Raw genomic sequence first — 21,676 nt, 5'->3', positions numbered from 1 at the left:
GGGTCGCGGTGAGCCTGCGCGCGGAGGGGGTGCGGGCCGGGTGGCGGGCCGGGCACGCCGTCGTCGACGGCGTGGACCTGGCCGTGGAACGGGGTTCGGTGCTCGGGCTGGCCGGCCCGTCGGGGTGCGGGAAGTCGACGCTGACCCGGGTGCTGGCGCTGCTGCACGCACCGTGGTCGGGCCGGGTGACCGTCGACGACGAGCCGGTCCGCCGGTTCCGCTTCGACGCGCCCGCGCCGCTGCGCCGCCGGATCGGGGTGGTGTTCCAGTCCCCGCGGGCCTCGACCGACCCGCGGCTGACCTGCGAGGAGATCGTGGCCGAGCCGCTGCGCGCCGCCCGGGCGCCCGGGGTCACCGCACGCGTCGACGAGGTGTGCGCGCAGGTCGGGCTGACCGCCGAGCTGCGCGGACGCCGGCCGCACGAGGTGTCCGACGGCCAGCTCCAGCGCGCTTGCCTTGCCCGTGCGCTCGCGCCCCGGCCGGACTACCTGCTGTGCGACGAGATGACCGCGATGCTCGACGCGTCGAGCACCGCGGCCCTGGTCTCGGTCGTCGCCGCCGAGGTCGACGGCCGCGGGCTCGGCGTCCTCGCCGTCAGCCACGACGAGGCGCTGCTCGCGGCATGGGCCGGGCGGGTGCTGCGGCCGTGGAGCTGAGTCAGGCCTCGCGGACCGGACGGCGCAGCTGCTCGGCCAGGGCGCCGTCGTCGCCGAAGAGGGTGTCGCGCCAGCGCTGCTCCAGCGCTCGGGTGTCATGCCGGTCGGGGTGGAAGCGCGGGTGCCCGAAGACGGGCATCCGGCCCAGCACGCGGCGCAGGAACTGGCCGCGCCCGAACAGCAGCCGGTAGCCCTCGCGCAGGTCCCGCGGCCGCCGCCAGACGCCCTGCTGCACGAGCAGGTACGCCCACCCGAACACGACCGCGGGCAGCACGGTGGCGACCACCAGCGGTGCGGCGCGGCCGCGCTCGGGGCCGTCGGTGCCGATGAGCTCGTAGACGTCCCAGGTCACGGACTTGTGCTCGAGCTCCTCGAGCGCGTGCCAGTGCCACAGCTCGCGGATGTCGGCGTGCACGCGCTCGGCGAACTCGTCGCTGCCGAGGATGTCCTCGGCCATCACCGCGGTGAAGTGCTCCATCAGCGCGGTGCAGGCGAGCTGCTGCCGCGGCGAGGTGCGGTCGAGGACCTTCAGCGCGAGCGCGACCGCGGACTCCGGTACGTGCACCGGGAAGCCGCGGGAACGGAACGCCTCGTTGAGCCGGTCGTGCTCGCGGCTGTGGATGACCTCCTGCGCGGTGAACCCGGCGACCCGGGCGCGCAGCTCCGGGTCGGTCACCCGGTCCCGGAAGTGGATCACCGAGCGGACGAAGAAGTCCTCCCCCGGCGGGAAGATCGCCGAGAGCATCGCGAGGAACAGCGTCGCGGTCGCGTTGTCGGCGTAGGCCCAGCGGACCATCTGCTCGGGCAGCCGGAAGTCCAGGTGCCGCGGCGGGATGCCGACGTCGCCGCCGGTCAGCCTGCGGGGGCGTGGGCCGGACCCGTTGTCGGTCGCCGTCTCGGTCACGGTCGGTCCTCCGGTCGTCGTCGACGGTCGGGCCGCATCCGTGACAGAAAGTATCCCGTACAGCGCGTACCCCTTATCGCCGAATCATCGGTGGCGCCGGGCGCGGTGTCAACCGGGCGCGGGATGATGGCCGGGTGAGCGGATCCGTGACCCCCGGCGACGGCCGCGCCCGTCGCTGGGCCGGACAGCGGGCGGCCCGGCGGGCCGAGGTCGTCGAGGCCGCGATGGCCGCGATCGCCGAGCACGGACCGGAGGCCACGACCGAGCAGATCGCCGGTCGCGCCGGGGTGCCCCGGCCCGCGCTGTACCGGCACTTCGACGGCCTGGAGGACCTGCAGGGCGCGATCGCCGAGGCCGCGCTGGAGCTCTACTCCGAGGCGCTCGCGCCGGTGTGGAGCCCGCGCGGGACGCCGCGGGAGATGCTCGTCGCCGCCATCGCCGCGCACGTGCGGTGGCTCGCCGCGCACACCGAGCTCTACCGGTACGTGCTGCGCGCCGCCGGGGTCACGACGGCCGTCACCGACATCCGGCACCGCATCGCCGACCGGATGACCGGCCTGCTGACCGGTGGCTACCCCGGGCTGCCCGCGACCGTCGCGGCGCCGCTGGCCGCCGGCGCGGTCGGGCTGGTCGACGGCGCGACCGAGCGCTGGCTCTCCTCGGCGGACCCGCTCCCGCTCGACGAGCTCGCCGAGCACCTGGCCCGGTGGGTCTGGTCGGTGCTCGACGTGGCGCTGCGCGAGGTCGCGATCGAGCTCGACCCGGACGTCCCGCTCACGGCGGGCTGAGCGCTACTCCGCGACGCCGATGTCCTCGTTCCACAGGTCGGGGCGCTCGGCGACGAACGCGGTCATCATGTCCACGCAGCGCGCGTCGTCGAGCACCTGCACGCGCACCCCGTGCTCGGCCAGCCAGTCGTGCCCGCCGTGGAAGGTCCGGGCCTCCCCCACGAGCACCGCGCCGATCCCGAACTGACGGATCAGCCCCGAGCAGTACCAGCAGGGCGAGAGCGTGGTGACCATCGTCGTGGGCCGGTAGTCGCGGCGGCGGCCCGCGTCGCGGAACGCCGCGGTCTCGCCGTGCACCGTCGGGTCGCCGTCCTGCACACGACGGTTGTGGCCGCGCCCGAGGACCTCCCCGTCCGGTCCGACGAGTGCGGCGCCGATCGGGATGCCGCCCGAGGCCAGCCCGGCCCGGGCCTGCTCCACCGCGACGTCGAGCCAGCTCGGATCCATGCGCGCGAACCTATACCGAGATCGCGTCCAGGCGTTCGCGCAGGAACGGCGCGGACACCACCGGCTCCAGCACCGTCCGGCCGAGCGGCGGGGCCAGCGGCGTGACGACGGCGTCGTGGTCCAGCTCGAAGAAGAACACCAGCGACACCAGGTCCTCGGCCGGGGCGTGGGCCTGCGGCGGCAGCACCCGGTGCCGCCCGGCCCGCCAGCGGTGCCCGGTCCAGTGCGCGAGCAGGTCGCCGACGTTCACCGTCAGCGCACCCGGGGTGTACGGCGCGTCGGTCCAGCCGTGCCCCTCGACGTCGACCTGCAGCCCGCCCGCCCCGGGTTCCCGGTCGAGCAGGGTGACGGTGCCGAAGTCGGTGTGCGGGCCGATCCGGAACTGCCCGGGCAGCGGGGCCCCGGTCTCGTTCATCGGCGGGTAGCGGTTGATGTTGAACGTCCACGTCGGGTGCGTCGCGAGGTCGCGCAGCGTCGACGGCTCCTGCCCGAGGGCCCCCGCGCACAGCTCCAGCAGCGCGCCCGCGACACGGGTCATCGCCGTGCAGTAGGCGGTCACCGCCTGCTGCAGCGCCGGGACCTGCGCCGGCCAGACGTTCGGCGGGAACCACACCGCGTCGGTCTCCGCGTCACCGGTCGGCGCGAACGGTCCCACCGCGAAGGACTCCTTGAGGTCCGGCGGCGAGTCACCGCCCTCCACGCGGTCGTTGGCCTCGACGCCGGGCGGCAGCCACCCCCGCCCGCCGACGCCGACCGCGTAGCCGCGCTTGACCGCCTCGGGCAGCGCGAAGAAGTCCCGTGCGGCGGCCCGCACCACCCATGCCGCGTCCTCCGGCACCCCGTGCCCGACGACCTGCAGGAACCCGGCCCGCTGCAACGCGGTGTCCACCGCGGCCGGGTCCGGCGCGGCCAGGTCCACGGTCGGGATGAGCGCGTTCACCGGGTACCCCCGGGCGTCGCGACGGCGGTGCGGCGCAGCAGCAGGGCGTAGAGCCCGGCCGCGAGCAGCAGCCCCACCAGGAAGGTCACGTCCCCGATCCCCGGCAGCAGCCGCGGCACCAGGCCGGTGAACAGCTCCTGGTTCGCGAACAGCAGCACCGACACCACGATGCCGACGGCCAGCGCCACCGGGCCCGCGTGGTTCCGGTAGGTGCGGTCGTAGAGCAGATCGGGGGCGATCGGGCGCAGCCACTGGTCGGTGAGCACCACTCCGAGCCACGGCCCGACCCAGTACACGACGACCAGCAGGAACGCCTCGTACCCGGCTGCGGCGTCGCCGAGGGCGACCAGCGCGATCACGAACCCGACCGCCCCGAACGCCAGCGCGACGACGGCCCGCGCCCGCGCCAGCGGCACGTCGATGCCGAGTGCGAGGAACGCCATCGCCCCGGAGTAGACGTTGAGGACGTTCGCCGCGACCGCCCCCACCGCGATGGCGACCAGGGTCAGCACGGTCAGCCACCCGGGCAGCAGGCCGGTGTAGTTCGCGACCGGGTTGTCCGAGTCGAGCCCGGCCGCCGTCGCCGCACCGACCGACACCGCACCGACGGTCATGAACACCGTGGTGGACAGGAACAGGCCGCCGCCCGCGGCGAGCCCGGTGGCCCGCGCCGACACCGAACGGGGCAGGTAGCGGGAGTAGTCCGCGGCGTAGGGGCCCCAGCCCGCCGAGTACCCGACGACGGCGCCGACGGTCAGCAGAAACCCGCCGACCCCGCCCACCCCGTCCGGCGACGCGGCCGCCCCCGGGTCCGACACGGCGAGCACCAGCACCGCCCCGATCCCGAGCACGACCGCGAGCAGCGGGAAGGCGAGCCGCTCGAACGCCTGCACCAGGTTGTGCCCGAAGAACGCGACGGCGACCTGGACGACGACCACCGCCACCAGCCACGCGGCCGTCCCGCCGCCGGTGATCGCCGACAGGGCGAAGGCGGCGCTGACGCTGTTCACCGCGAACCAGCCGAAGCCCGAGGTGATCGTCATCAACGCGGCGGGGAGTGCGTTGCCGCGGTGGCCGAACGCGAGCCGCCCCAGCACCATCTGCGGCACCCCGGCGGCCGGTCCGCGGGCGGACAGGATCCCGTGGGCGACCGCGGCGAGCAGGTTCCCGACGACGATCGCCGCGACCGCCGCGGGCACCGACTGCCCGAACGCCGTCACCGACAGCACGCCGACGAAGATCGTCGCGAACTCCAGGTTCGGCGAGGTCCACGTCCAGAACAGCTGGCGGGGTCTGCCGTGCCGCTCGGAGTCCGGCACGGGCTCTGTGGAGCCGGGCTCGACGGCGACGATGCGGTCGCCGTACCCGCGGTCTGCGGCCGCGCCGACGGTGTTCTCGGTGGTCACCGCGCCACTGTGACCCGCGGACCGGGCGGGACGGAACCTCGGTAACCGACTGTTGACATGGTTGCCCCGTCCGGCCCGTAGTCCTGCGGATCCAGCGGACGGCCCGGTCCGCCACGATCGTCGGCATGCGGACGAACCTGAACGTGGCCCTGCAGGCCGGCGCCCTCCTGGCCGTCGCGGCCCTGCGGTTCACCGCGCCGGGGTGGTTCCTGATCATCCTGATCGTGACCGTGGTCGGCCCGGCACTCCTGGCGCTACCGACGGTGCTGTCGCTGATCGTGCTGCGACGCCGTGTGCTCGGCCCGGCCGTGGCCGCCCCGTTCGTCGCCTGCGCCGGGTTCCTGCTCGCCGGCGGGCTGCTGATGCCCGACTTCGGCGACACCGCGGACTCGGTGCGCGCCCCGCTGACGGTGCTGCTGGAGTCGGCCGGGCTGCCCGCCGGGCCGACCGAGCCGCTGTACGTCGTCGGCTCGCTTGCCCTGGCCGGCTGGTCGGTGTCGCTGGTCTGGCTGGGCGTGGCCCTGGCGCTCGACGCCCGCCGGACGCACCGGATCCCCGGGCCGCCGCACCCGGCCTGGGTGCGGCCGGTCTCCTGAGGCCGCTCGCCCCCGTCCCCGAGGCCCCCGTCCGCGCCGTCCGGACCGGTCACACCCGGGGCCGGTCCGGCCCCACCCGGCCGGCCGCGTCCGGCTCGGTCCCGGCGGGGTCTGCTCAGCCCTCGCCCGGTACCCGGATCCGCCGGGTCCGCTCGGCGCGGGCGGCGAGCTCGTCGTCGGCGGGGTAGTCGACGCCGGTCAGCGACAGGCCGTGCGGCGGCGCGACGGTCACCTCGGAGGCGCGCAGCTCGCGGCGCAGCAGTCCCGCGGGCCAGTCGGCGGGCCTGCGCCCTCGGCCGACCTCGAACACCGCGCCGACCAGGCTGCGGACCATCGAGTGGCAGAACGCGTCCGCGGAGACCGCCGCGACCAGCACGTCCGGCTCGCCCGGCGCGGGCGACCAGTCGAAGCGCTGCAGCGCGCGCACGGTCGTCGCGCCCTCGCGGCGCTTGCAGAACGCGGCGAAGTCGTGCTCGCCCAGCAGCAGTGCCGAGGCGGCGTTCATCGGCTCCGGGTCCAGCGGGTACGGCCAGGCGACGGTCTCCCGCGCCCGCAGCGGCTCGGCCCCGAACGGGGCCGTGGTGACCCGGTAGCGGTAGTGCCTGCGCAGCGCGGAGAAGCGGGCGTCGAAGGCGTCGGGTACCCGCCCGAGGTCGTGCACCCGCACGTCGGGTGGGAGCAGCCGGTTCAACCGCCTGAGCAGGCCGTCGATCTGCGGTGCGAGCGTCTCCGGGAGGTCGACGTGGCAGACCTGGCCGGACGCGTGCACCCCGGCGTCGGTGCGCCCGGCGACGGTGAGCCGCAGCGGGGTGCGCAGCACGGTCGACAGGGCCTCGGTGAGCACGCCCTGCACGGTGCGCCGGCTCGGCTGCTGGGCCCATCCGGAGAAGTCGGTGCCGTCGTAGGCGACGTCGAGCCGTAGCCGGACGGTGCCGGCTCCCGGGTCGGGGGCACCGGAGACGCCGACGAGCCCGCCGTCGGTGACGGCGGGCTCGTCGGTGTGGTGCGCTCGGCTCAGGAGCCGGACTCCTTCTTGCCCGTGGAGTCCTCGGCGGCGTCGGCAGCCTCGTCGGCGGCCTCCTCCGCGGCGGCAGCGGCGTCGACGGCCTTGTCGGCGGCCTCGGAACCCGGGGCCACCTCCTCGGCCTCGGCCGCGGCGTCGACCGCCTTCTCGGCGGCCTCCTGTGCCTCGTCGACGGCGGTGACCTCGGCCTCGGTGGCCTCGGTCGACTCGACCGTGGTGTCCTCGTCCGTGGCGGCCGGAGCGGCGGCCACGGACTGGGACGCGGCCGAACGACGGGCACGGTTCGCCTCGTCGGTGACCGTCTTCTGCTGGACCAGCTCGATGACCGCCATCGGGGCGTTGTCGCCCTTGCGCGGCATCGTCTTGGTGATCCGGGTGTAGCCACCGTTGCGGTCCGCGAAGAACGGGCCGATCTCGGTGACGAGGCGGTGCACGACCGACTTGTCGCGGATCACCTTCATGATCTCGCGCCGGTTGTGCAGATCGCCGGCCTTGGCCTTGGTGATCAGCCGCTCCGCGTACGGACGCAGCCGCCGGGCCTTGGCCTCGGTGGTGGTGATCCGGCCGTGTTCGAACAGCGAGGTCGCCAGGTTGGCCAGGATCAGCCGCTGGTGCGCGGGCGACCCGCCGAGGCGGGCACCCTTGGTGGGCTGGGGCATGGCTACAACTGCTCCGTTTCTGCGTAGTCCTGACCGTCGTCACCGAAGGTGTCCGGGTCGAACCCGCTCCCACCGTCGACGCCGTAGTCGCTCGCCGCCGCCGACGGGTCGAACCCGGGCGGGCTGTCCTTGAGGGCCAGGCCGAGACCGACGAGCTTCATCTTGACCTCGTCGATCGACTTGGCGCCGAAGTTGCGGATGTCGAGCAGGTCCGCCTCGCTGCGACCGACGAGCTCGCCGACCGTGTGGATGCCCTCGCGCTTGAGGCAGTTGTACGACCGGACCGTGAGGTCCAGCTCCTCGATCGGCATCGCGAACGCCGCGATGGTGTCCGCCTCCTGCGGGGAGGGGCCGATCTCGATGCCCTCGGCGTCCACGTTCAGCTCGCGGGCCAGGCCGAACAGCTCGACCAGGGTCTTGCCGGCCGAGGCCAGCGCGTCCCGCGGGGTGATGGACGGCTTCGACTCGACGTCGAGGATGAGCTTGTCGAAGTCGGTGCGCTGCTCGACGCGCGTGGCCTCGACCTTGTAGGTCACCTTCAGCACCGGCGAGTAGATCGAGTCGACCGGGATGCGGCCGATCTCGGCACCGGTGGCCTTGTTCTGCATCGCCGGGACGTACCCGCGACCGCGCTCGACGACGAGCTCGACCTCGAGCCGGCCCTTGTCGTTGAGCGAGGCGATGTGCAGGTCCGGGTTGTGCACGGTGACACCGGCGGGCGGGACGATGTCCCCCGCGGTGACCGCACCCGGGCCCTGCTTGCGCAGGTACATCGTCACCGGCTCGTCCTCCTCGGAGCTCACGACGAGCTCCTTGAGGTTGAGGATGATGTCGGTGACGTCCTCCTTGACCCCCGGCACGGTGGTGAACTCGTGCAGGACGCCGTCGATCCGGATGGACGTGACGGCGGCACCGGGGATCGACGACAGCAGCGTCCGGCGCAGGGAGTTACCGAGGGTGTAACCGAAGCCCGGCTCCAACGGCTCGATGACGAACCGCGACCGGGTCTCGGTGACGACGTCCTCGGCCAGTGAGGGTCGCTGAGAGATCAGCATGGGTGTGTGCCTCCTTCGCACCTGCGACAACCGCTATTTGATGTCGCAGTGGGAACCGCCGCCCCTCCCTGCGGGGCGACGGCGTGTCGAGCTACTTCGAGTAGAACTCGACGATGAGCTGCTCGGTGACCTGGGTGTCGATCTGAGCGCGCTCGGGCAGCTGGTGGACCAGGATCCGCAGGGTCGACGGGACGACCTGCAGCCACGCCGGAACCGGGCGGTCGCCCTGGGTCTCCTTGGCGATGACGAACGGGTCGGTGTTCCGCGACTTGTCCTTGACGTCGATGATGTCGTAGCGCGACACCCGGTAGCTGGGGATGTCGACCTTCTTCCCGTTGACCAGGAAGTGGCCGTGGTTCACCAGCTGACGGGCCATGCGCCGGGTGCGGGCGAGGCCCGCGCGGTACACGACGTTGTCGAGGCGCGACTCGAGGATCTGCAGCAGCTCGTCGCCGGTCTTGCCCTCGCGACGGTGCGCTTCCTCGTAGTAGGCGCGGAGCTGCTTCTCCTGCAGGCCATAGCCGAAGCGGGCCTTCTGCTTCTCCTGCAGCTGCAGGAGGTACTCGGTCTCCTTGATCCGGATCCGGCCGTGCTGGCCGGGCGGGTAGGGACGACGCTCGAACGCCTGGTCGCCGCCGACGAGGTCGGTCTTCAGTCGGCGGGACTTGCGGGTCATGGGGCCGGTGTAGCGAGCCATGGTGGTTCTCCCTTCCCCTAGACCCGGCGCCGCTTGGGCGGACGGCAGCCGTTGTGCGGCTGCGGGGTCACGTCGGAGATCGTGCCGACCTCGAGGCCGGCCGCCTGCAGCGAACGGATCGCCGTCTCACGTCCGGAGCCGGGGCCCTTGACGAAGACGTCGCACTTCTTCATGCCGTGGTCCATCGCCTTGCGGGCGGCGTTCTCGGCGGCGAGCTGCGCGGCGAACGGCGTCGACTTCCGGGAGCCCTTCAGGCCGACGTGCCCGGACGAGGCCCAGGCGATGACGGCACCGGTCGGGTCGGTGATCGACACGATCGTGTTGTTGAACGTGGACTTGATGTGGGCGTGACCGTGCGCGACGTTCTTCTTCTCGCGACGGCGGACCTTCTTGGGTCCGGCACCCTGACGTGCGCGGGGCGGCATTACTTCTTACCTGCCTTCTTCTTACCGGCGACGGTCTTCTTCGGGCCCTTGCGGCCGCGCGCGTTGGTCTTCGTGCGCTGGCCGCGGACCGGAAGGCCGCGACGGTGACGGATGCCCTGGTACGAACCGATCTCGATCTTCCGGCGGATGTCCGCCTGGATCTCACGGCGCAGGTCACCCTCGACCTGCAGGTTCGCCTCGATGTACTCGCGGAGCTTGCTGACGTCCTCGTCGGTCAGGTCCTTCGACCGGAGGTCGGGGCTCAGCGCGGTGGCCTCGAGGATCTCCTTGGACCGGGTACGTCCGACCCCGAAGATGTAGGTGAGCGCGATCTCCAACCGCTTTTCGCGGGGGAGGTCGACGCCGGCAACACGTGCCATGCGGCGTGGTCTCCTTGTTGTCGTCCCAGGTCTTCCCGATGCCCGTCCCGTTCCGCCGCTGAGCTGAGCGGGCCCCGGCCTGGTTCCGGGGGTACTACCGGGCCCGTGTGGCCCGGCAGGTGCATCGGGGGCTTCTGCTGCGCGATCAGAGGATCGCGACCGGTACCGCTCTGCTCAGCCCTGGCGCTGCTTGTGGCGCAGGTTCGAGCAGATCACGATGATCCGGCCGTGACGGCGGATCACCTGGCACTTGTCGCAGATCTTCTTGACGCTCGGCTTGACCTTCACGTCGTCTGCCTCTGTGTGTCGTTCGTGTGGGTCTCGCGACCGACCGTGGTGGAGCTGGTCGTCACTTGTAGCGGTAGACGATGCGGCCGCGGCTGAGGTCGTAGGGCGACAGCTCGACGACCACCCGGTCCTCCGGAAGGATCCGGATGTAGTGCTGGCGCATCTTCCCGCTGATGTGCGCGAGTACCCGGTGGCCGTTCTCCAGCTCCACCCGGAACATCGCGTTCGGCAGGGGTTCGACGACCCGGCCCTCGACCTCGATCGCCCCGTCCTTCTTGGCCATGTCCTCCGCTATCCGTGACAGGTGTCGGTTGCCCCGGTCGACAGCGGTGCCGACGACCGGTTCGGCGCGCGCGGACGGAGCCGGACCGAGAACACTGTGGGATACACGGAGCACACGGAGCGGACGTCACAGGACGCGCCGATGGTCCAGTGTACGGAGGCCGTATGAGGCCGGTGCAGGCGGGGGTGACGGGCGTGGTAGACGCCCGGGAGGGCGACGGTAACGGACCGACCCGGCCACCGACCAGTACCCGCGCGGAGCGCGTCGGGCACCGGAGGCGCGGGGCTCAGGCGCCGGGGCGGTCCGGTGCGCCGGCGGGCGCGGTCAGCAGCCACGGCCCGTCCTCGGTGACGGCGACGGTGTGCTCCCAGTGCACGGCCCGGCCGCCCGCCGCGGTGACGACCGTCCAGCCGTCCTCGAGCTCCAGGGTGTCCGGGTCCCCCGCGACGAGCATCGGCTCCACGGCCAGGGCCATGCCCGGGCGGAGCCGCGGCCCCTTGCCCGGCTCGCCGTGGTTGGGCAGGAACGGGTCCATGTGCATGGACGTGCCGATGCCGTGCCCGCCGTACTCGGCGACGATCCCGTAGTCGGCGCGGTCGGCCAGCGCCGCGGACCGGCACGCCTCCTGGATGGCGTACGAGACGTCGGTCAGCCGGGCCCCGTCGCGGACGGCGAGGATCCCCGCCTCCATCGCGCCACGGCAGGCCGCGGACAGGGCGAGGTCCTCCGGCGACACGTCCCCGACGGCGATGGTCACCGCGGAGTCGCCGTGCCAGCCCTCGACGATCGCACCGCAGTCCACCGAGATCAGGTCGCCCTCGGCGAGCACCTGCTTCGGCGACGGGATGCCGTGCACGATCTGCTCGTTCACCGAGGCGCAGATGCTCGCCGGGAAACCGTGGTAGCCGAGGAACGAGGGGACACCGTTGCCGTCGCGGATCGTCTGCTCGGCGAGCGCGTCGAGCTCCGCCGTGCTGACACCGGGCTTCGCGTGCTCGGTGACCGCGGCCAGCGTGGCCGCGACCAGCGCGCCCGCCACCCGCATCGCCTCGAGCTGACCGTGGGTCTTGAGCTCGATGTCCCGCCCCCGGTAGCGGGCGATGGCCCCGCGGATGCCGCCGCGACCGTTCATGTGTCCGTCCCTCGGTTCCCCGCCGTGGCGCCGGTGGTGCCGGCGCCGACCGGGTCTCAGCCGTTGCGGTTGTGCAGCGCCGAGAAGACCCGGTCGGTGATCTCGTCGATCTCGCCGACGGCGTCGATCGTGACCAGCCGGTCACGGTAGTGGTCCAGCAGCGGAGCGGTCTCCTCGCGGTAGACCCGCTGCCGGTTGCGGATGGTGTCCTCGTTGTCGTCGCTGCGGCCGCGGCCGAGCAGCCGCTGCACGACGACCTCGTCGTCGACGTCGAACTGGACGACGGCGTCGAGCTCCAGGCCCTTGTCGGACAGGATCTCGGAGAGGGAGCCCGCCTGGGCCACGTTGCGCGGGAAGCCGTCGAGGATGAAGCCGCCTGCCGTGTCGGCGTCGCCGAGCCGGTCGCGCACCATCCCGACGGTCACCTCGTCGGGGACGAGGTCCCCGGCGTCCATGTAGCGCTTCGCCTCGCGACCGAGCTCGGTCTCGTCACGCAGGTTCGCCCGGAACAGGTCCCCGGTCGAGATGTGCGGGACGTCGAGCCGCTTGGCCATCTGCTCAGCCTGGGTCCCCTTGCCGGCACCGGGCGGTCCCACCAGAACGAGTCGCACGAGACCCGACCTCCTGAAGTCTTGTCGTCCATGGCACCGGCGTCCTCGCCGGCACACGGTGCCCGAGGCACCACGATCGGGGCCGGGGCCCCGCACCGGGGTTCCCGCTCGGCCACGTTCCGGCGAGCCTAACGCAGGAAACCCTCGTAGTTCCGCTGCATGAGCTGGCTCTCGATCTGCTTCAGGGTGTCGAGGCCCACGGTGACCATGATCAGCACGGCCGTGCCGCCGAACGGGAAGTTCTGGTTCTGGCCGCTGCCGGTGATCCCGAGGAAGAAGTTCGGGAGCACCGCGATGACGCCCAGATAGAGCGACCCCGGCAGCGTGATGCGGCTGAGCACGAAGTTCAGGTACTCCGCGGTGGGCCGCCCCGGGCGGATACCCGGGATGAAGCCGCCGTACTTCTTCATGTCCTCGGCGCGCTCGTCGGGGTTGAACGTGATGCCGACGTAGAAGTACGTGAAGAAGATGATCAGTGCTACGTACAACACGATGTGCACGGGATTGGACTGATCGACCAGATAGGTCTGCACGAACTGCTGGAACCAGCCGCCGTCGTTCCCGGCGAGCCGGGCGACCAGGTCGGGCAGGTAGAGCAGCGAGCTACCGAAGATCACCGGCACGACACCGGCCTGGTTGACCTTGAGCGGCAGGTAGGTCGAGGTGCCGCCGTACATCCGGCGGCCGACCATGCGCTTGGCGTACTGCACCGGGATCCGGCGCTGGCCGTTCTCCACGAACACGACGCTGGCGATGATCGCGAGACCGAAGACGCAGACGCCGGCGAAGACCAGGCCGCCGGAGTTCTCCAGGATCAACCGGCCCTCGGCGGGGATGCGGTGCGCGATGGAGGCGAAGATCAGCAGCGACATGCCGTTGCCGATGCCGCGCTCGGTGACCTGCTCGCCCAGCCACATCACCAGCGTGGTCCCGGCGACCATGACGATCACGATGACGATCAGGGTGAAGACCGACGAGTCCGGGATGATCGGCAGCGCGCAGCCCTGGAACAGCTGACCGCGCTCGGCCAGCGCCACGAAGCCGGTGGCCTGCAGCACCGCGATACCGATCGTCAGGTACCGCGTGTACTGCGTGAGCTTGGCCTGGCCGGACTGGCCCTCCTTCTTCAGCTGCTCGAACCGCGGGATGACGACCTGCAGCAGCTGCACGATGATGCTCGCGGTGATGTAGGGCATGATGCCCAGCGCGAAGATCGACAGCTGGAGCAGTGCCCCGCCGGAGAACAGGTTGATCAGGGAGTAGACGCTGGCGTTGTCGCCGCCCTCGACCTGACGAACACATTCCTGGATGTTCGGGTACGACACCCCCGGCGAGGGGATGTTCGCCCCGAGCCGGTACACCGCCACGATCGCCAGCGTGAAGAGGATCTTCTTGCGGAGATCCGGCGTGGTCAGGGCCGCCCGGACTGCGCTGAGCACTCGGTGATCCTCCTACGACGTCGGCGGCCCGACACCGCCTGCGCCGGCCCCTGAGGGGTCGGCCGGGTTGGTCGACGCGCGTTCCGCGCCTCGCGGGACACCCGGGCCGGTGTGTACCGGCGGGGGCTGCGCGCCTCGAGGCGCGCCAGGTAATCGGTGGACACTCGGTCCGGACGTGACTGTAACAGCGGCCCGGAAACGCCTCGGCGCCGCCCACGGGCCCGGTCCACCTGGGGTGGAGCGGGCGCCACGGACGGCGCCGGGGGACGTGCGGTGGGGCCTACAGCTCGGAGACCGAGCCGCCGGCCGCCGAGATCTTCTCGCGCGCGGACGCGGAGAACTTGTGGGCCTTCACGGTCAGGGCGACGCCCGAGAGCTCGCCCTCGCCGAGGACCTTCACGAGCTGGTTCTTGCGAACCGCGCCCGCCTCGACCAGCTCGGCCGGACCGATCTCGCCGCCCTTCGGGAACAGGGTGGCCAGCTCGCCGACGTTCACGACCTGGTACTCGACCTTGAAGCGGTTCTTGAAGCCCTTGAGCTTCGGGAGCCGCATGTGCAGCGGCATCTGCCCGCCCTCGAAGCGCGGGGACACCGTCTTGCGGGCCTTGGTGCCCTTGGTACCGCGACCGGCGGTCTTGCCCTTCGAGCCCTCACCGCGACCCACACGGGTCCGCGCCTTCTTCGAGCCCGGGGCCGGCCGCAGGTCGTGGAGCTTGATGACGGAGTTCTCGTTCTCGCTCACGACTGCACCTCCTCCACGGTCACGAGGTGGCGCACCGTGTGGACGTAACCGCGGGTCTGCGGGTCCGCCTCACGCACCACCGACTGCCGGATCTTGCGCAGGCCGAGCGAGCGCAGCGTGTCGCGCTGGTTCTGCTTGCAGCCGATCCGGCTCTTCACCTGGGTGATCTTCCACGTGGCCATGTCGCTCACACCTTCGCCGCGTCGGCCTCGGCGCGCTGGCGCATCATGCTCGCCGGGGCGACGTCCTCCAGCGGCAGGCCGCGGCGGGCCGCGACCTCCTCCGGACGCTGCACCGACTTCAGCGCCGCCACCGTGGCGTGCACGATGTTGATGGCGTTGTCGGAGCCGAGGGACTTGGACAGGATGTCCGAGATCCCCGCGCACTCCAGCACCGCGCGGACCGGGCCGCCGGCGATGACACCGGTACCCGGGGAGGCCGGGCGCAGCATGACGACGCCGGCGGCGGCCTCACCCTGCACGCGGTGCACGATCGTGCCGCCGATGCGGGGAACGCGGAAGAAGTTCTTCTTCGCCTCCTCCACGCCCTTGGCGATCGCGGCCGGCACCTCCTTGGCCTTGCCGTAGCCGACGCCCACCAGGCCGTCACCGTCGCCGACGATCATCAGCGCGGTGAAGCTGAACCGGCGGCCGCCCTTGACGACCTTGGCCACGCGGTTGATCGTGACCAGCCGCTCGATGTACGGGGTCTTGTCCTGGGCCGCCCCGCCACGGCCACCGTCCCGGCGGTCCCGGTTGTTGCGGTTGTCGTTCCCACCGCTACCACCCGGGGCTCCGCCGTCACGCCGCGTACGTCCCGGCATCAGACAGTCCCTTCGATCTTCTCGGTCTGGTTCATCAGAACTCCAGGCCTCCCTCGCGGGCGGCGTCGGCCAGGGCCGCGATGCGGCCGTGGTAGGCCAGCCCGCCGCGGTCGAACACGACCGCGGAGATGCCCGCCTCCTTGGCCTTGGCGGCGATGATCTCGCCGACCTTGGCCGCCTTGGCCTTCTTGTCGCCGTCGAGGCCTCGGACCTCGGTGTCCAGCGAGGACGCGAAGGCCAGCGTGTGGCCGGCCAGGTCGTCGATCAGCTGGACGGTGATGTGCCGCGAGGAGCGGTTGACCGCCAGCCGCGGACGCACCGGCGTCCCGGAGATCTTCTTCCGGAGCCGGGCGTGCCGGCGGATGCGCGAGTCGCGGCGCTTGCGCGCCACTTGGGACGCCATCCGGCGGCGGGCGGAACCCGACACCGTCTCGTTCGTCTCGGCCATCACTTACCCGTCTTTCCGACCTTGCGGCGGACCTGCTCGCCGGCGTACCGCACACCCTTGCCCTTGTACGGGTCGGGGCGGCGCAGCTTCCGGATGTTGGCAGCGGTCTCGCCGACCAGCTGCTTGTCGATGCCGGAGACCGAGAACCGGGTCGGCGACTCGACCGCGAAGGTGATGCCCTCCGCCGGCTCGATGACGACCGGGTGCGAGTAGCCCAGGGCGAACTCGAGGTTCTGCCCCTTCAGCTGCACGCGGTAACCCACGCCGTGGATCTCCAGCTTCTTCTCGTAGCCGGCGCTGACGCCGACCACGATGTTGTTGACGAGGGAGCGGGTCAGGCCGTGGTAGGCCCTGGTCTCGCGCTCCTCGTTCGGCCGCTTCACCAGCACCGTGCCGTCGTCATCGCGCTCGATCGTGATCGGCTCGACGGCGGTGTGCGACAGGGTGCCCTTGGGGCCCTTCGCGGTGACCGTGCGGCCGTCGATGGTGATCTCCACGCCGGACGGGACGGTGATGGGCAGCTTTCCGATGCGTGACATCGTTCGTTACCCCTCTCTCACCAGACGTAGGCGAGGACTTCCCCGCCCACGCCGCTCCGGTAGGCCTGCTGGTCGGTCATCAGACCCTGAGAGGTCGAGATGATCGCGATGCCGAGGCCACCCAGGACCCGCGGCAGGTTCGTCGACTTCGCGTACACACGCAGACCGGGCTTGGAGACCCGGCGCAGACCGGCGACGCTGCGCTCGCGGTTGCGGCCGTACTTCAGCTCGACGACCAGGGACTTGCCGACCTCGGCGTCCTCGGTGTGGTGTGCCGCGATGTAGCCCTCCTTCTGAAGGATCTCCGCAATGGCGACCTTCAGCTTCGAGTGGGGCATCACGACGCGGTCGTGGTAGGCCGAGTTCGCGTTCCGCAGACGGGTCAACATGTCTGCGATCGGATCGGTCATCGTCATGGTGTCTGTCTCTTTCCCGCCGTGGTTCCTCGTACCGGCGCGGTGCCCCTGTGCGGGGCACCGCACCGGTGCGGGCCTGCGGCGATCGGATCCGCTGCCCCGCGGACGCGGGGCGGTCGGATCACCAGCTGGACTTGCTCACACCCGGCAGCTCGCCGGCGTGCGCCATGTCTCGCAGGCACACGCGGCAGAGGCCGAACTTGCGGAACACGGCACGCGGCCGGCCGCACTTGTTGCAGCGGGTGTAACCCCGCACGGCGAACTTCGGCTTCGCGTTCGCCTTGTTGATGAGCGCCTTCTTCGCCATTCGCTCAGCTCTCCTTGAACGGGAAGCCCAGGTGGCGCAGCAGCGCCCGGCCCTCGGCGTTCGTGGTCGCGGTGGTCACGACCGTGATGTCCATGCCCCGCGGCCGGTCGATGGAGTCCGGGTCGATCTCGTGGAACATCGACTGCTCGTTCAGGCCGAACGTGTAGTTGCCACGCCCGTCGAACTGGTTGCCCTCGAGGCCGCGGAAGTCGCGGATACGGGGCAGCGCGATGGTCAGGAGACGGTCGAGGAACTCCCACATCCGGTCGTTGCGGAGGGTCACCTTCGCGCCGATCGGCATGCCCTCGCGCAGCTTGAACTGCGCGATGGACTTGGTGGCACGACGCAGCTGCGGCTTCTGGCCGGTGATGGTGGCCAGGTCCCGCAGCGCACCGTCGATCAGCTTCGAGTCGCGGGCGGCGTCACCGACACCCATGTTCACCACGACCTTGGTCAGGCCGGGGATCTGCATGACGTTGGTGTAGCCGAACTCCTCGCGGAGCTTGTCGAGGATCTCGTCGCGGTACCGCTGCTTGAGCCTCGGCGCGGTCTTCTCAGCCGTGGTCATCTCAGATCTCCTTCCCGTTGCGCCTGGAGATCCGGACGCGGCGGGTGGTGCCGTCCTCGCCCTCGACGGCCTTCTTGCCGATACGGGTCGGCTTGCCGTCGGAGTCGCACACCATCACGTTCGAGACGTGGATGGCGGCCTCCTGGGTGACGATCCCGCCGCTCTCGGCCCCGCGCTGGTTCTGGCTGATCCGGGTGTGCTTCTTGATCCGGTTCACGCCCTCGACCAGCACGCGCTGGCGCTCCGGGTAGGCCGCGATGACCTTGCCCCGTGCACCCTTGTCCTTGCCGGCGATCACCAGAACGGTGTCGCCCTTCTTGACCTTCATCTTCGCCTTCATGTCAGAGCACCTCCGGGGCCAGGGAGATGATCCTCATGAACTTGCGGTCGCGCAGCTCGCGCCCGACCGGGCCGAAGATACGGGTCCCCCGAGGTCCGTTGTCCGCCTTGATCAGCACGGCGGCGTTCTCGTCGAAACGGATGTAGCTGCCGTCGGGACGGCGCTTCTCCTTCTTGGTGCGCACGATGACCGCCTTGACGACGTCACCACGCTTCACGCCGGCGCCGGGGATGGCCTCCTTGACCGTGGCGACGATGACGTCGCCGATCCCGGCGTAGCGCCGCGCGGAGCCGCCCAGCACCCGGATGCACAGGATCTCCTTGGCACCGGTGTTGTCGGCGACGCGCAGCCGCGACTCCTGCTGGATCACTTCGACTCCTACTTGGCCTTCTCGAGGATCTCCACCAGCCGCCAGCGCTTGGTCGCCGACAGCGGACGGGTCTCCATGAGGCGGACACGGTCGCCGATACCGGCGGTGTTCCCCTCGTCGTGCGCCTTGACCTTGCTGGTCCGGCGGATGACCTTGCCGTACAGGGGGTGCTTCACCCGGTCCTCGAGGGAGACGACGATCGTCTTCTCCATCTTGTCGGACACGACCAGGCCCTCGCGGACCTTGCGCTCCCCGCGCTCGTCGTTCTTCTGCTCGTCGCTCACGCCGCGCCCTCGCTCTCGGTCGGTGCGGCGGAAAGGCCGAGCTCACGCTCGCGCATCACGGTGTAGCACCGCGCGATGTCGTGACGGACGGCCCGCAGCCGCCGGTTGTTGTCCAGCTGCCCGGTGGCCATCTGGAAGCGGAGGTTGAACAGCTCCTCCTTGGCCTCCCGGACACGCACGACCAGCTCCTCGTCGGAGAGCTCGCGCAGCTCGGCGGCCTTGGTGTTGCCACTGCTCGCCATCAGATGTCACCACCCTCACGGGACACGATCCGGCACTTCATGGGCAGCTTGTGGATCGCACGGGTCAGGGCCTCGTGCGCCACCTCGCGGTTCGGGAAGCTCATCTCGAAGAGCACCCGGCCCGGCTTGACGTTCGTGACCCACTTCTCGGGCGAACCCTTACCGGAACCCATGCGGACCTCGGCCGGCTTCTTGGTCATCGGGATGTCCGGGAAGACGTTGATCCAGATCTTCCCGCCACGACGGATGTGCCGGTTGATCGCGATACGCGCCGACTCGATCTGCCGGTTCGACACGTAGGCCGGCTCCAGCGCCTGGATGCCCCAGTCGCCGAAGGTGACCGCGGTACCACCGCTGGCCATGCCCTTGCGCTTGGGACGGTGCTGCTTGCGGTGCTTGACCTTGCGTGGGATCAGCATCGGTCAGCTCTCCCCACCGTTGCTCTGGTTCTCACCGGAGGCCGGGGCCTCGGCGGTCGCCGTCGCGGCGCCGCCGGCCTGGCCCGCGCTCTGCGCGGCACGCCCGGCCTCGGTGCTGGTCGCAGTGGTGCCCGAGGCACCGGAACGGCGCCGGGCCGGACGCTCACGGCGCGGGCCACGGCCCGGGGCCTCGGCGGCGGCCGGGACGCCCTCGCGGCGGCCACCGACGACGTCGCCCTTGTAGATCCAGACCTTCACGCCGATGCGGCCGAAGGAGGTCCGGGCCTCGAACAGGCCGTAGTCGATGTCCGCACGCAGCGTGTGCAGCGGGACCCGACCCTCGCGGTAGAACTCCGACCGCGACATCTCGGCACCGCCGAGGCGGCCCGAGCACTGGACCCGGATGCCCTTGACCTGCGGGCTGCGCATGGCCGACTGGATGGCCTTGCGCATCGCACGCCGGAACGCGACCCGGTTCGACAGCTGCTCGGCGACGCCCTGGGCGACGAGCTGCGCGTCGGACTCGGAGTTCTTGACCTCGAGGATGTTCAGCTGGACCTGCTTCTTGGTCAGCTTCTCGAGGTTGCCCCGGATCCGGTCGGCCTCCGCGCCACGACGGCCGATCACGATGCCCGGGCGCGCGGTGTGGATGTCCACCCGCACGCGGTCGCGGGTGCGCTCGATCTCGACCTTGGAGATGCCGGCCCGCTCCATGCCCTTGGAGAGCATGCGGCGGATCTCGACGTCCTCCTTGACGTACTCGGAGTACTGCTTGTCGGCGTACCAGCGCGACTTCCAGTCCGTGGTGATGCCCAGGCGGAAGCCGTGCGGGTTGATCTTCTGCCCCATCAGCGGGCCCTCCCCTTCGCACCACGACGGCCGGCCTTCTGCGGAACCGACTCGACCTCGATGGTGATGTGGCTCGTCCGCTTGCGGATGCGGTACGCACGCCCCTGGGCGCGCGGCCGGATCCGCTTCAGCGTCGGGCCCTCGTCGACCATCGCCACGGCGACCACGAGGGTCTCCGGGTCCAGGTCCAGGTTGTTCTCGGCGTTGGCCGCGGCGCTCGCCACGACCTTCGCGACGGGCTCCGCCGCGGCCTGCGGCGAGAACCGCAGGATCGCCAGCGCCTCGTCGACCGGCAGGCCGCGGACCAGGTCCACGACACGACGGGTCTTCATCGGCGAGCTGCGGACGAACCGCGCCACGGCGCGCGCACGAGTCGGCTCGAGCGCAGCGCCGGTGGTCTCGGCAGTGGTCTCTGCCATTTTCTCCACCTCTCCTAGTCGCTACTCGGGCCGGCTACTAGCGCCGACGCGCCTTGCGGTCGTCCTTGATGTGACCCCGGAAGGTCCGGGTGGGGGCGAACTCGCCCAGCTTGTGACCGACCATCGAGTCGGACACGAACACCGGGACGTGCTTGCGGCCGTCGTGCACGGCGATGGTGTGACCGATCATGTCCGGGATGATCGTGGACCGACGGGACCACGTGCGGATGACGGTCTTCTTGCCGGACTCGTTGAGGACGTCCACCTTCTTGAGCAGGTGGTCGTCCACGAAGGGGCCCTTCTTCAGGCTGCGCGGCATGTCTTACCTCCCTGCTCAGCGCTTCTTGCCGGTACGACGCCGGCGGACGATCAACTTGTCGGACGGCTTGTTGCGGCGGGTACGGCCCTCGGGCGTACCGGCCGGGTTCACCGGGTGGCGGCCACCGGAGGTCTTGCCCTCACCACCACCGTGCGGGTGGTCCACCGGGTTCATGACGACACCACGGACGGTCGGGCGCTTGCCCTTCCACCGCATACGGCCGGCCTTACCCCAGTTGATGTTGGCGTGCTCCGAGTTGCCCACCTCGCCGACGGTGGCGCGGCAGCGCACGTCGACGTAGCGGATCTCGCCGGAGGGCATCCGCAGCTGCGCGTAGGGCCCGTCCTTGGCGACCAGCTGGACGCCGACACCGGCCGAGCGCGCGATCTTGGCGCCGCCACCGGGGCGGAGCTCGATCGCGTGCACCACGGTGCCCGTCGGGATGTTGCGCAGCGGCAGGTTGTTACCCACCTTGATGTCGGCCCGGGGACCGTTCTCGATCTTGTCGCCCTGCTTGAGCTTCGCCGGCGCGATGATGTAGCGCTTCTCGCCGTCGGCGTAGTGCAGCAGTGCGATCCGCGAGGTGCGGTTCGGGTCGTACTCGATGTGCGCGACCTTCGCCGGCACGCCGTCCTTGTCGTTACGACGGAAGTCGATCAGACGGTAGGCGCGCTTGTGTCCGCCACCCTGGTGACGGGTGGTGATCCGCCCGTGCGCGTTGCGGCCGCCCTTGTTGTGCAGCGGGCGCAGCAGCGACTTCTCGGGGGTGTCCCGGGTGATCTCGGCGAAGTCCGACACGCTCGAGCCACGACGGCCCGGGGTGGTCGGCTTGTACTTACGAATGGCCATGGGTCAGCTCGC

At 71.1% G+C, this 21,676-nt stretch carries 35 protein-coding genes; 3 read left to right on the top strand and 32 right to left on the bottom strand.

Annotation, left to right across the window (positions count from 1 at the left end):
- Positions 1 to 8 precede the first annotated feature (8 nt).
- Complete coding sequence (locus GTW08_RS26785) at positions 9 to 656, top strand: ABC transporter ATP-binding protein (RefSeq protein ID WP_083658782.1); 648 nt, start codon at positions 9 to 11, stop codon at positions 654 to 656.
- Between the two features lies 1 nt (position 657).
- Here GTW08_RS26785 and GTW08_RS26780 read toward each other — a convergent pair whose 3' ends face one another.
- A complete protein-coding gene (locus GTW08_RS26780; RefSeq protein WP_073576455.1) occupies positions 658 to 1,560 on the bottom strand; it encodes a metal-dependent hydrolase in 903 nt (300 codons plus the stop codon).
- Positions 1,561 to 1,694: 134 nt separating this feature from the next.
- Between GTW08_RS26780 and GTW08_RS26775 the strand changes: the two genes are divergently transcribed.
- The gene (locus GTW08_RS26775; protein ID WP_301549009.1) at positions 1,695 to 2,348 is read left to right on the top strand and encodes a TetR/AcrR family transcriptional regulator; all 654 of its coding nucleotides are present in this window, start codon (positions 1,695 to 1,697) and stop codon (positions 2,346 to 2,348) included.
- Between the two features lie 3 nt (positions 2,349 to 2,351).
- Here the strand turns inward: GTW08_RS26775 and GTW08_RS26770 are convergent, their stop codons facing one another.
- From GTW08_RS26770 to GTW08_RS26760, 3 genes are read right to left on the bottom strand one after another with little or no spacing between them, the layout of a single operon-like run.
- Positions 2,352 to 2,795, bottom strand: a complete 444-nt coding sequence (locus tag GTW08_RS26770; protein ID WP_073576457.1) for a nucleoside deaminase — start codon at positions 2,793 to 2,795, stop codon at positions 2,352 to 2,354.
- 10 nt (positions 2,796 to 2,805) lie between these two features.
- Positions 2,806 to 3,735 (bottom strand): isopenicillin N synthase family dioxygenase, encoded by a 930-nt coding sequence (locus GTW08_RS26765; RefSeq protein ID WP_073576458.1) that lies wholly within the window; start codon positions 3,733 to 3,735, stop codon positions 2,806 to 2,808.
- Positions 3,732 to 5,141 (bottom strand): purine-cytosine permease family protein, encoded by a 1,410-nt coding sequence (locus GTW08_RS26760; protein ID WP_073576459.1) that lies wholly within the window; start codon positions 5,139 to 5,141, stop codon positions 3,732 to 3,734. Before GTW08_RS26760 ends, GTW08_RS26765 begins: the two co-directional genes overlap by 4 nt.
- Positions 5,142 to 5,266: 125 nt before the next feature.
- Between GTW08_RS26760 and GTW08_RS26755 the strand changes: the two genes are divergently transcribed.
- Positions 5,267 to 5,737 carry a hypothetical protein gene (locus GTW08_RS26755; RefSeq protein WP_073576460.1) on the top strand — a complete coding sequence of 157 codons (471 nt, stop codon included), beginning with the start codon at positions 5,267 to 5,269 and terminating at the stop codon, positions 5,735 to 5,737.
- A gap of 115 nt (positions 5,738 to 5,852) precedes the next feature.
- Here the strand turns inward: GTW08_RS26755 and truA are convergent, their stop codons facing one another.
- The 28 genes from truA to rplB all read right to left on the bottom strand — a co-directional run bounded on the left by truA (position 5,853) and on the right by rplB (position 21,664).
- Positions 5,853 to 6,755 carry a tRNA pseudouridine(38-40) synthase TruA gene (gene truA, locus GTW08_RS26750; protein ID WP_073576864.1) on the bottom strand — a complete coding sequence of 301 codons (903 nt, stop codon included), beginning with the start codon at positions 6,753 to 6,755 and terminating at the stop codon, positions 5,853 to 5,855.
- Positions 6,752 to 7,420 (bottom strand): 50S ribosomal protein L17, encoded by a 669-nt coding sequence (rplQ, locus tag GTW08_RS26745; protein ID WP_161152696.1) that lies wholly within the window; start codon positions 7,418 to 7,420, stop codon positions 6,752 to 6,754. Before rplQ ends, truA begins: the two co-directional genes overlap by 4 nt.
- 2 nt (positions 7,421 to 7,422) lie before the next feature.
- Entirely contained in the window at positions 7,423 to 8,475 is a 1,053-nt protein-coding gene (locus GTW08_RS26740) for a DNA-directed RNA polymerase subunit alpha (RefSeq protein ID WP_062397812.1), read from the bottom strand.
- A gap of 91 nt (positions 8,476 to 8,566) precedes the next feature.
- A complete protein-coding gene (gene rpsD, locus GTW08_RS26735) occupies positions 8,567 to 9,172 on the bottom strand; it encodes a 30S ribosomal protein S4 (protein WP_060710555.1) in 606 nt (201 codons plus the stop codon).
- Between the two features lie 17 nt (positions 9,173 to 9,189).
- Positions 9,190 to 9,597, bottom strand: coding sequence for a 30S ribosomal protein S11 (rpsK, locus tag GTW08_RS26730; RefSeq protein ID WP_020622915.1), 408 nt, complete (start codon positions 9,595 to 9,597; stop codon positions 9,190 to 9,192).
- Positions 9,597 to 9,977, bottom strand: coding sequence for a 30S ribosomal protein S13 (rpsM, locus tag GTW08_RS26725; protein ID WP_020622916.1), 381 nt, complete (start codon positions 9,975 to 9,977; stop codon positions 9,597 to 9,599). Before rpsM ends, rpsK begins: the two co-directional genes overlap by 1 nt.
- 174 nt (positions 9,978 to 10,151) lie before the next feature.
- The gene (rpmJ, locus tag GTW08_RS26720; protein WP_020622917.1) at positions 10,152 to 10,265 is read right to left on the bottom strand and encodes a 50S ribosomal protein L36; all 114 of its coding nucleotides are present in this window, start codon (positions 10,263 to 10,265) and stop codon (positions 10,152 to 10,154) included.
- A gap of 61 nt (positions 10,266 to 10,326) precedes the next feature.
- The gene (gene infA / locus GTW08_RS26715; RefSeq protein ID WP_010228514.1) at positions 10,327 to 10,548 is read right to left on the bottom strand and encodes a translation initiation factor IF-1; all 222 of its coding nucleotides are present in this window, start codon (positions 10,546 to 10,548) and stop codon (positions 10,327 to 10,329) included.
- 286 nt (positions 10,549 to 10,834) lie between these two features.
- Positions 10,835 to 11,680: a type I methionyl aminopeptidase gene (gene map, locus GTW08_RS26710; RefSeq protein WP_073576462.1), complete on the bottom strand. Its 846-nt coding sequence runs from the start codon at positions 11,678 to 11,680 to the stop codon at positions 10,835 to 10,837.
- Positions 11,681 to 11,736: 56 nt separating this feature from the next.
- Entirely contained in the window at positions 11,737 to 12,291 is a 555-nt protein-coding gene (locus GTW08_RS26705) for an adenylate kinase (protein WP_161152695.1), read from the bottom strand.
- A gap of 128 nt (positions 12,292 to 12,419) precedes the next feature.
- Positions 12,420 to 13,730 (bottom strand): preprotein translocase subunit SecY, encoded by a 1,311-nt coding sequence (gene secY / locus GTW08_RS26700; protein WP_161152694.1) that lies wholly within the window; start codon positions 13,728 to 13,730, stop codon positions 12,420 to 12,422.
- Between the two features lie 280 nt (positions 13,731 to 14,010).
- Complete coding sequence (gene rplO / locus GTW08_RS26695; RefSeq protein WP_208622979.1) at positions 14,011 to 14,472, bottom strand: 50S ribosomal protein L15; 462 nt, start codon at positions 14,470 to 14,472, stop codon at positions 14,011 to 14,013.
- Positions 14,469 to 14,654: a 50S ribosomal protein L30 gene (rpmD, locus tag GTW08_RS26690; RefSeq protein WP_062403786.1), complete on the bottom strand. Its 186-nt coding sequence runs from the start codon at positions 14,652 to 14,654 to the stop codon at positions 14,469 to 14,471. Before rpmD ends, rplO begins: the two co-directional genes overlap by 4 nt.
- A 5-nt stretch (positions 14,655 to 14,659) precedes the next feature.
- Positions 14,660 to 15,295: a 30S ribosomal protein S5 gene (gene rpsE, locus GTW08_RS26685; RefSeq protein WP_062397823.1), complete on the bottom strand. Its 636-nt coding sequence runs from the start codon at positions 15,293 to 15,295 to the stop codon at positions 14,660 to 14,662.
- Positions 15,296 to 15,329: 34 nt separating this feature from the next.
- A complete protein-coding gene (rplR, locus tag GTW08_RS26680; protein WP_073576465.1) occupies positions 15,330 to 15,743 on the bottom strand; it encodes a 50S ribosomal protein L18 in 414 nt (137 codons plus the stop codon).
- Positions 15,743 to 16,282, bottom strand: coding sequence for a 50S ribosomal protein L6 (gene rplF / locus GTW08_RS26675; protein WP_062397827.1), 540 nt, complete (start codon positions 16,280 to 16,282; stop codon positions 15,743 to 15,745). Before rplF ends, rplR begins: the two co-directional genes overlap by 1 nt.
- 17 nt (positions 16,283 to 16,299) lie before the next feature.
- Complete coding sequence (rpsH, locus tag GTW08_RS26670) at positions 16,300 to 16,698, bottom strand: 30S ribosomal protein S8 (RefSeq protein WP_062397829.1); 399 nt, start codon at positions 16,696 to 16,698, stop codon at positions 16,300 to 16,302.
- Between the two features lie 121 nt (positions 16,699 to 16,819).
- A complete protein-coding gene (locus GTW08_RS26665; RefSeq protein WP_020622927.1) occupies positions 16,820 to 17,005 on the bottom strand; it encodes a type Z 30S ribosomal protein S14 in 186 nt (61 codons plus the stop codon).
- A 4-nt stretch (positions 17,006 to 17,009) separates the two neighbouring features.
- Positions 17,010 to 17,573 carry a 50S ribosomal protein L5 gene (gene rplE, locus GTW08_RS26660; RefSeq protein ID WP_073576466.1) on the bottom strand — a complete coding sequence of 188 codons (564 nt, stop codon included), beginning with the start codon at positions 17,571 to 17,573 and terminating at the stop codon, positions 17,010 to 17,012.
- Position 17,574: 1 nt separating this feature from the next.
- On the bottom strand, positions 17,575 to 17,901 hold the full coding sequence (rplX, locus tag GTW08_RS26655; protein ID WP_062403788.1) for a 50S ribosomal protein L24: 327 nt from the start codon (positions 17,899 to 17,901) through the stop codon (positions 17,575 to 17,577).
- 13 nt (positions 17,902 to 17,914) lie between these two features.
- A complete protein-coding gene (gene rplN / locus GTW08_RS26650; protein WP_010228481.1) occupies positions 17,915 to 18,283 on the bottom strand; it encodes a 50S ribosomal protein L14 in 369 nt (122 codons plus the stop codon).
- 8 nt (positions 18,284 to 18,291) lie between these two features.
- A complete protein-coding gene (gene rpsQ, locus GTW08_RS26645) occupies positions 18,292 to 18,567 on the bottom strand; it encodes a 30S ribosomal protein S17 (protein ID WP_062397834.1) in 276 nt (91 codons plus the stop codon).
- Positions 18,564 to 18,809: a 50S ribosomal protein L29 gene (gene rpmC / locus GTW08_RS26640; RefSeq protein ID WP_020622931.1), complete on the bottom strand. Its 246-nt coding sequence runs from the start codon at positions 18,807 to 18,809 to the stop codon at positions 18,564 to 18,566. The genes rpsQ and rpmC overlap by 4 nt, the downstream gene beginning before the upstream one ends.
- Positions 18,809 to 19,228, bottom strand: coding sequence for a 50S ribosomal protein L16 (gene rplP / locus GTW08_RS26635; RefSeq protein WP_020622932.1), 420 nt, complete (start codon positions 19,226 to 19,228; stop codon positions 18,809 to 18,811). Before rplP ends, rpmC begins: the two co-directional genes overlap by 1 nt.
- A gap of 3 nt (positions 19,229 to 19,231) precedes the next feature.
- The gene (rpsC, locus tag GTW08_RS26630) at positions 19,232 to 20,077 is read right to left on the bottom strand and encodes a 30S ribosomal protein S3 (protein WP_020622933.1); all 846 of its coding nucleotides are present in this window, start codon (positions 20,075 to 20,077) and stop codon (positions 19,232 to 19,234) included.
- Positions 20,077 to 20,496, bottom strand: coding sequence for a 50S ribosomal protein L22 (gene rplV, locus GTW08_RS26625; protein ID WP_073576467.1), 420 nt, complete (start codon positions 20,494 to 20,496; stop codon positions 20,077 to 20,079). Before rplV ends, rpsC begins: the two co-directional genes overlap by 1 nt.
- Positions 20,497 to 20,533: 37 nt before the next feature.
- Positions 20,534 to 20,815, bottom strand: coding sequence for a 30S ribosomal protein S19 (rpsS, locus tag GTW08_RS26620; protein ID WP_062397841.1), 282 nt, complete (start codon positions 20,813 to 20,815; stop codon positions 20,534 to 20,536).
- Between the two features lie 15 nt (positions 20,816 to 20,830).
- The gene (rplB, locus tag GTW08_RS26615) at positions 20,831 to 21,664 is read right to left on the bottom strand and encodes a 50S ribosomal protein L2 (protein ID WP_073576468.1); all 834 of its coding nucleotides are present in this window, start codon (positions 21,662 to 21,664) and stop codon (positions 20,831 to 20,833) included.
- Between the last annotated feature and the right edge of the window lie 12 nt (positions 21,665 to 21,676).

The organism is Pseudonocardia sp. SID8383 (assembly GCF_009864975.1).
GTDB lineage: Bacteria > Actinomycetota > Actinomycetes > Mycobacteriales > Pseudonocardiaceae > Pseudonocardia > Pseudonocardia alni.
The sequence above is the reverse complement of the archived record's forward strand: the minus strand, read 5'-3'. Positions and strand labels throughout refer to the sequence as shown.

Bases quoted from the DNA above. Each gene is read 5' to 3' on its own strand.
- GTW08_RS26770 (WP_073576457.1), bottom strand. From the start codon at position 2,795: ATGGATCCGAGCTGGCTCGACGTCGCGGTGGAGCAGGCCCGGGCCGGG.
- GTW08_RS26755 (WP_073576460.1), top strand. From the start codon at position 5,267: ATGCGGACGAACCTGAACGTGGCCCTGCAGGCCGGCGCCCTCCTGGCC.
- rplQ (WP_161152696.1), bottom strand. From the start codon at position 7,420: ATGCCCCAGCCCACCAAGGGTGCCCGCCTCGGCGGGTCGCCCGCGCAC.
- GTW08_RS26740 (WP_062397812.1), bottom strand. From the start codon at position 8,475: ATGCTGATCTCTCAGCGACCCTCACTGGCCGAGGACGTCGTCACCGAG.
- rpsD (WP_060710555.1), bottom strand. From the start codon at position 9,172: ATGGCTCGCTACACCGGCCCCATGACCCGCAAGTCCCGCCGACTGAAG.
- rpsK (WP_020622915.1), bottom strand. From the start codon at position 9,597: ATGCCGCCCCGCGCACGTCAGGGTGCCGGACCCAAGAAGGTCCGCCGT.
- rpsM (WP_020622916.1), bottom strand. From the start codon at position 9,977: ATGGCACGTGTTGCCGGCGTCGACCTCCCCCGCGAAAAGCGGTTGGAG.
- infA (WP_010228514.1), bottom strand. From the start codon at position 10,548: ATGGCCAAGAAGGACGGGGCGATCGAGGTCGAGGGCCGGGTCGTCGAA.
- map (WP_073576462.1), bottom strand. From the start codon at position 11,680: ATGAACGGTCGCGGCGGCATCCGCGGGGCCATCGCCCGCTACCGGGGG.
- rpmD (WP_062403786.1), bottom strand. From the start codon at position 14,654: ATGGCCACGTGGAAGATCACCCAGGTGAAGAGCCGGATCGGCTGCAAG.
- rpsE (WP_062397823.1), bottom strand. From the start codon at position 15,295: ATGCCGGGACGTACGCGGCGTGACGGCGGAGCCCCGGGTGGTAGCGGT.
- rplR (WP_073576465.1), bottom strand. From the start codon at position 15,743: ATGGCCGAGACGAACGAGACGGTGTCGGGTTCCGCCCGCCGCCGGATG.
- rplF (WP_062397827.1), bottom strand. From the start codon at position 16,282: ATGTCACGCATCGGAAAGCTGCCCATCACCGTCCCGTCCGGCGTGGAG.
- rpsH (WP_062397829.1), bottom strand. From the start codon at position 16,698: ATGACGATGACCGATCCGATCGCAGACATGTTGACCCGTCTGCGGAAC.
- GTW08_RS26665 (WP_020622927.1), bottom strand. From the start codon at position 17,005: ATGGCGAAGAAGGCGCTCATCAACAAGGCGAACGCGAAGCCGAAGTTC.
- rplE (WP_073576466.1), bottom strand. From the start codon at position 17,573: ATGACCACGGCTGAGAAGACCGCGCCGAGGCTCAAGCAGCGGTACCGC.
- rplX (WP_062403788.1), bottom strand. From the start codon at position 17,901: ATGAAGGTCAAGAAGGGCGACACCGTTCTGGTGATCGCCGGCAAGGAC.
- rpmC (WP_020622931.1), bottom strand. From the start codon at position 18,809: ATGGCGAGCAGTGGCAACACCAAGGCCGCCGAGCTGCGCGAGCTCTCC.
- rplP (WP_020622932.1), bottom strand. From the start codon at position 19,228: ATGCTGATCCCACGCAAGGTCAAGCACCGCAAGCAGCACCGTCCCAAG.
- rpsC (WP_020622933.1), bottom strand. From the start codon at position 20,077: ATGGGGCAGAAGATCAACCCGCACGGCTTCCGCCTGGGCATCACCACG.
- rplV (WP_073576467.1), bottom strand. From the start codon at position 20,496: ATGGCAGAGACCACTGCCGAGACCACCGGCGCTGCGCTCGAGCCGACT.
- rpsS (WP_062397841.1), bottom strand. From the start codon at position 20,815: ATGCCGCGCAGCCTGAAGAAGGGCCCCTTCGTGGACGACCACCTGCTC.
- rplB (WP_073576468.1), bottom strand. From the start codon at position 21,664: ATGGCCATTCGTAAGTACAAGCCGACCACCCCGGGCCGTCGTGGCTCG.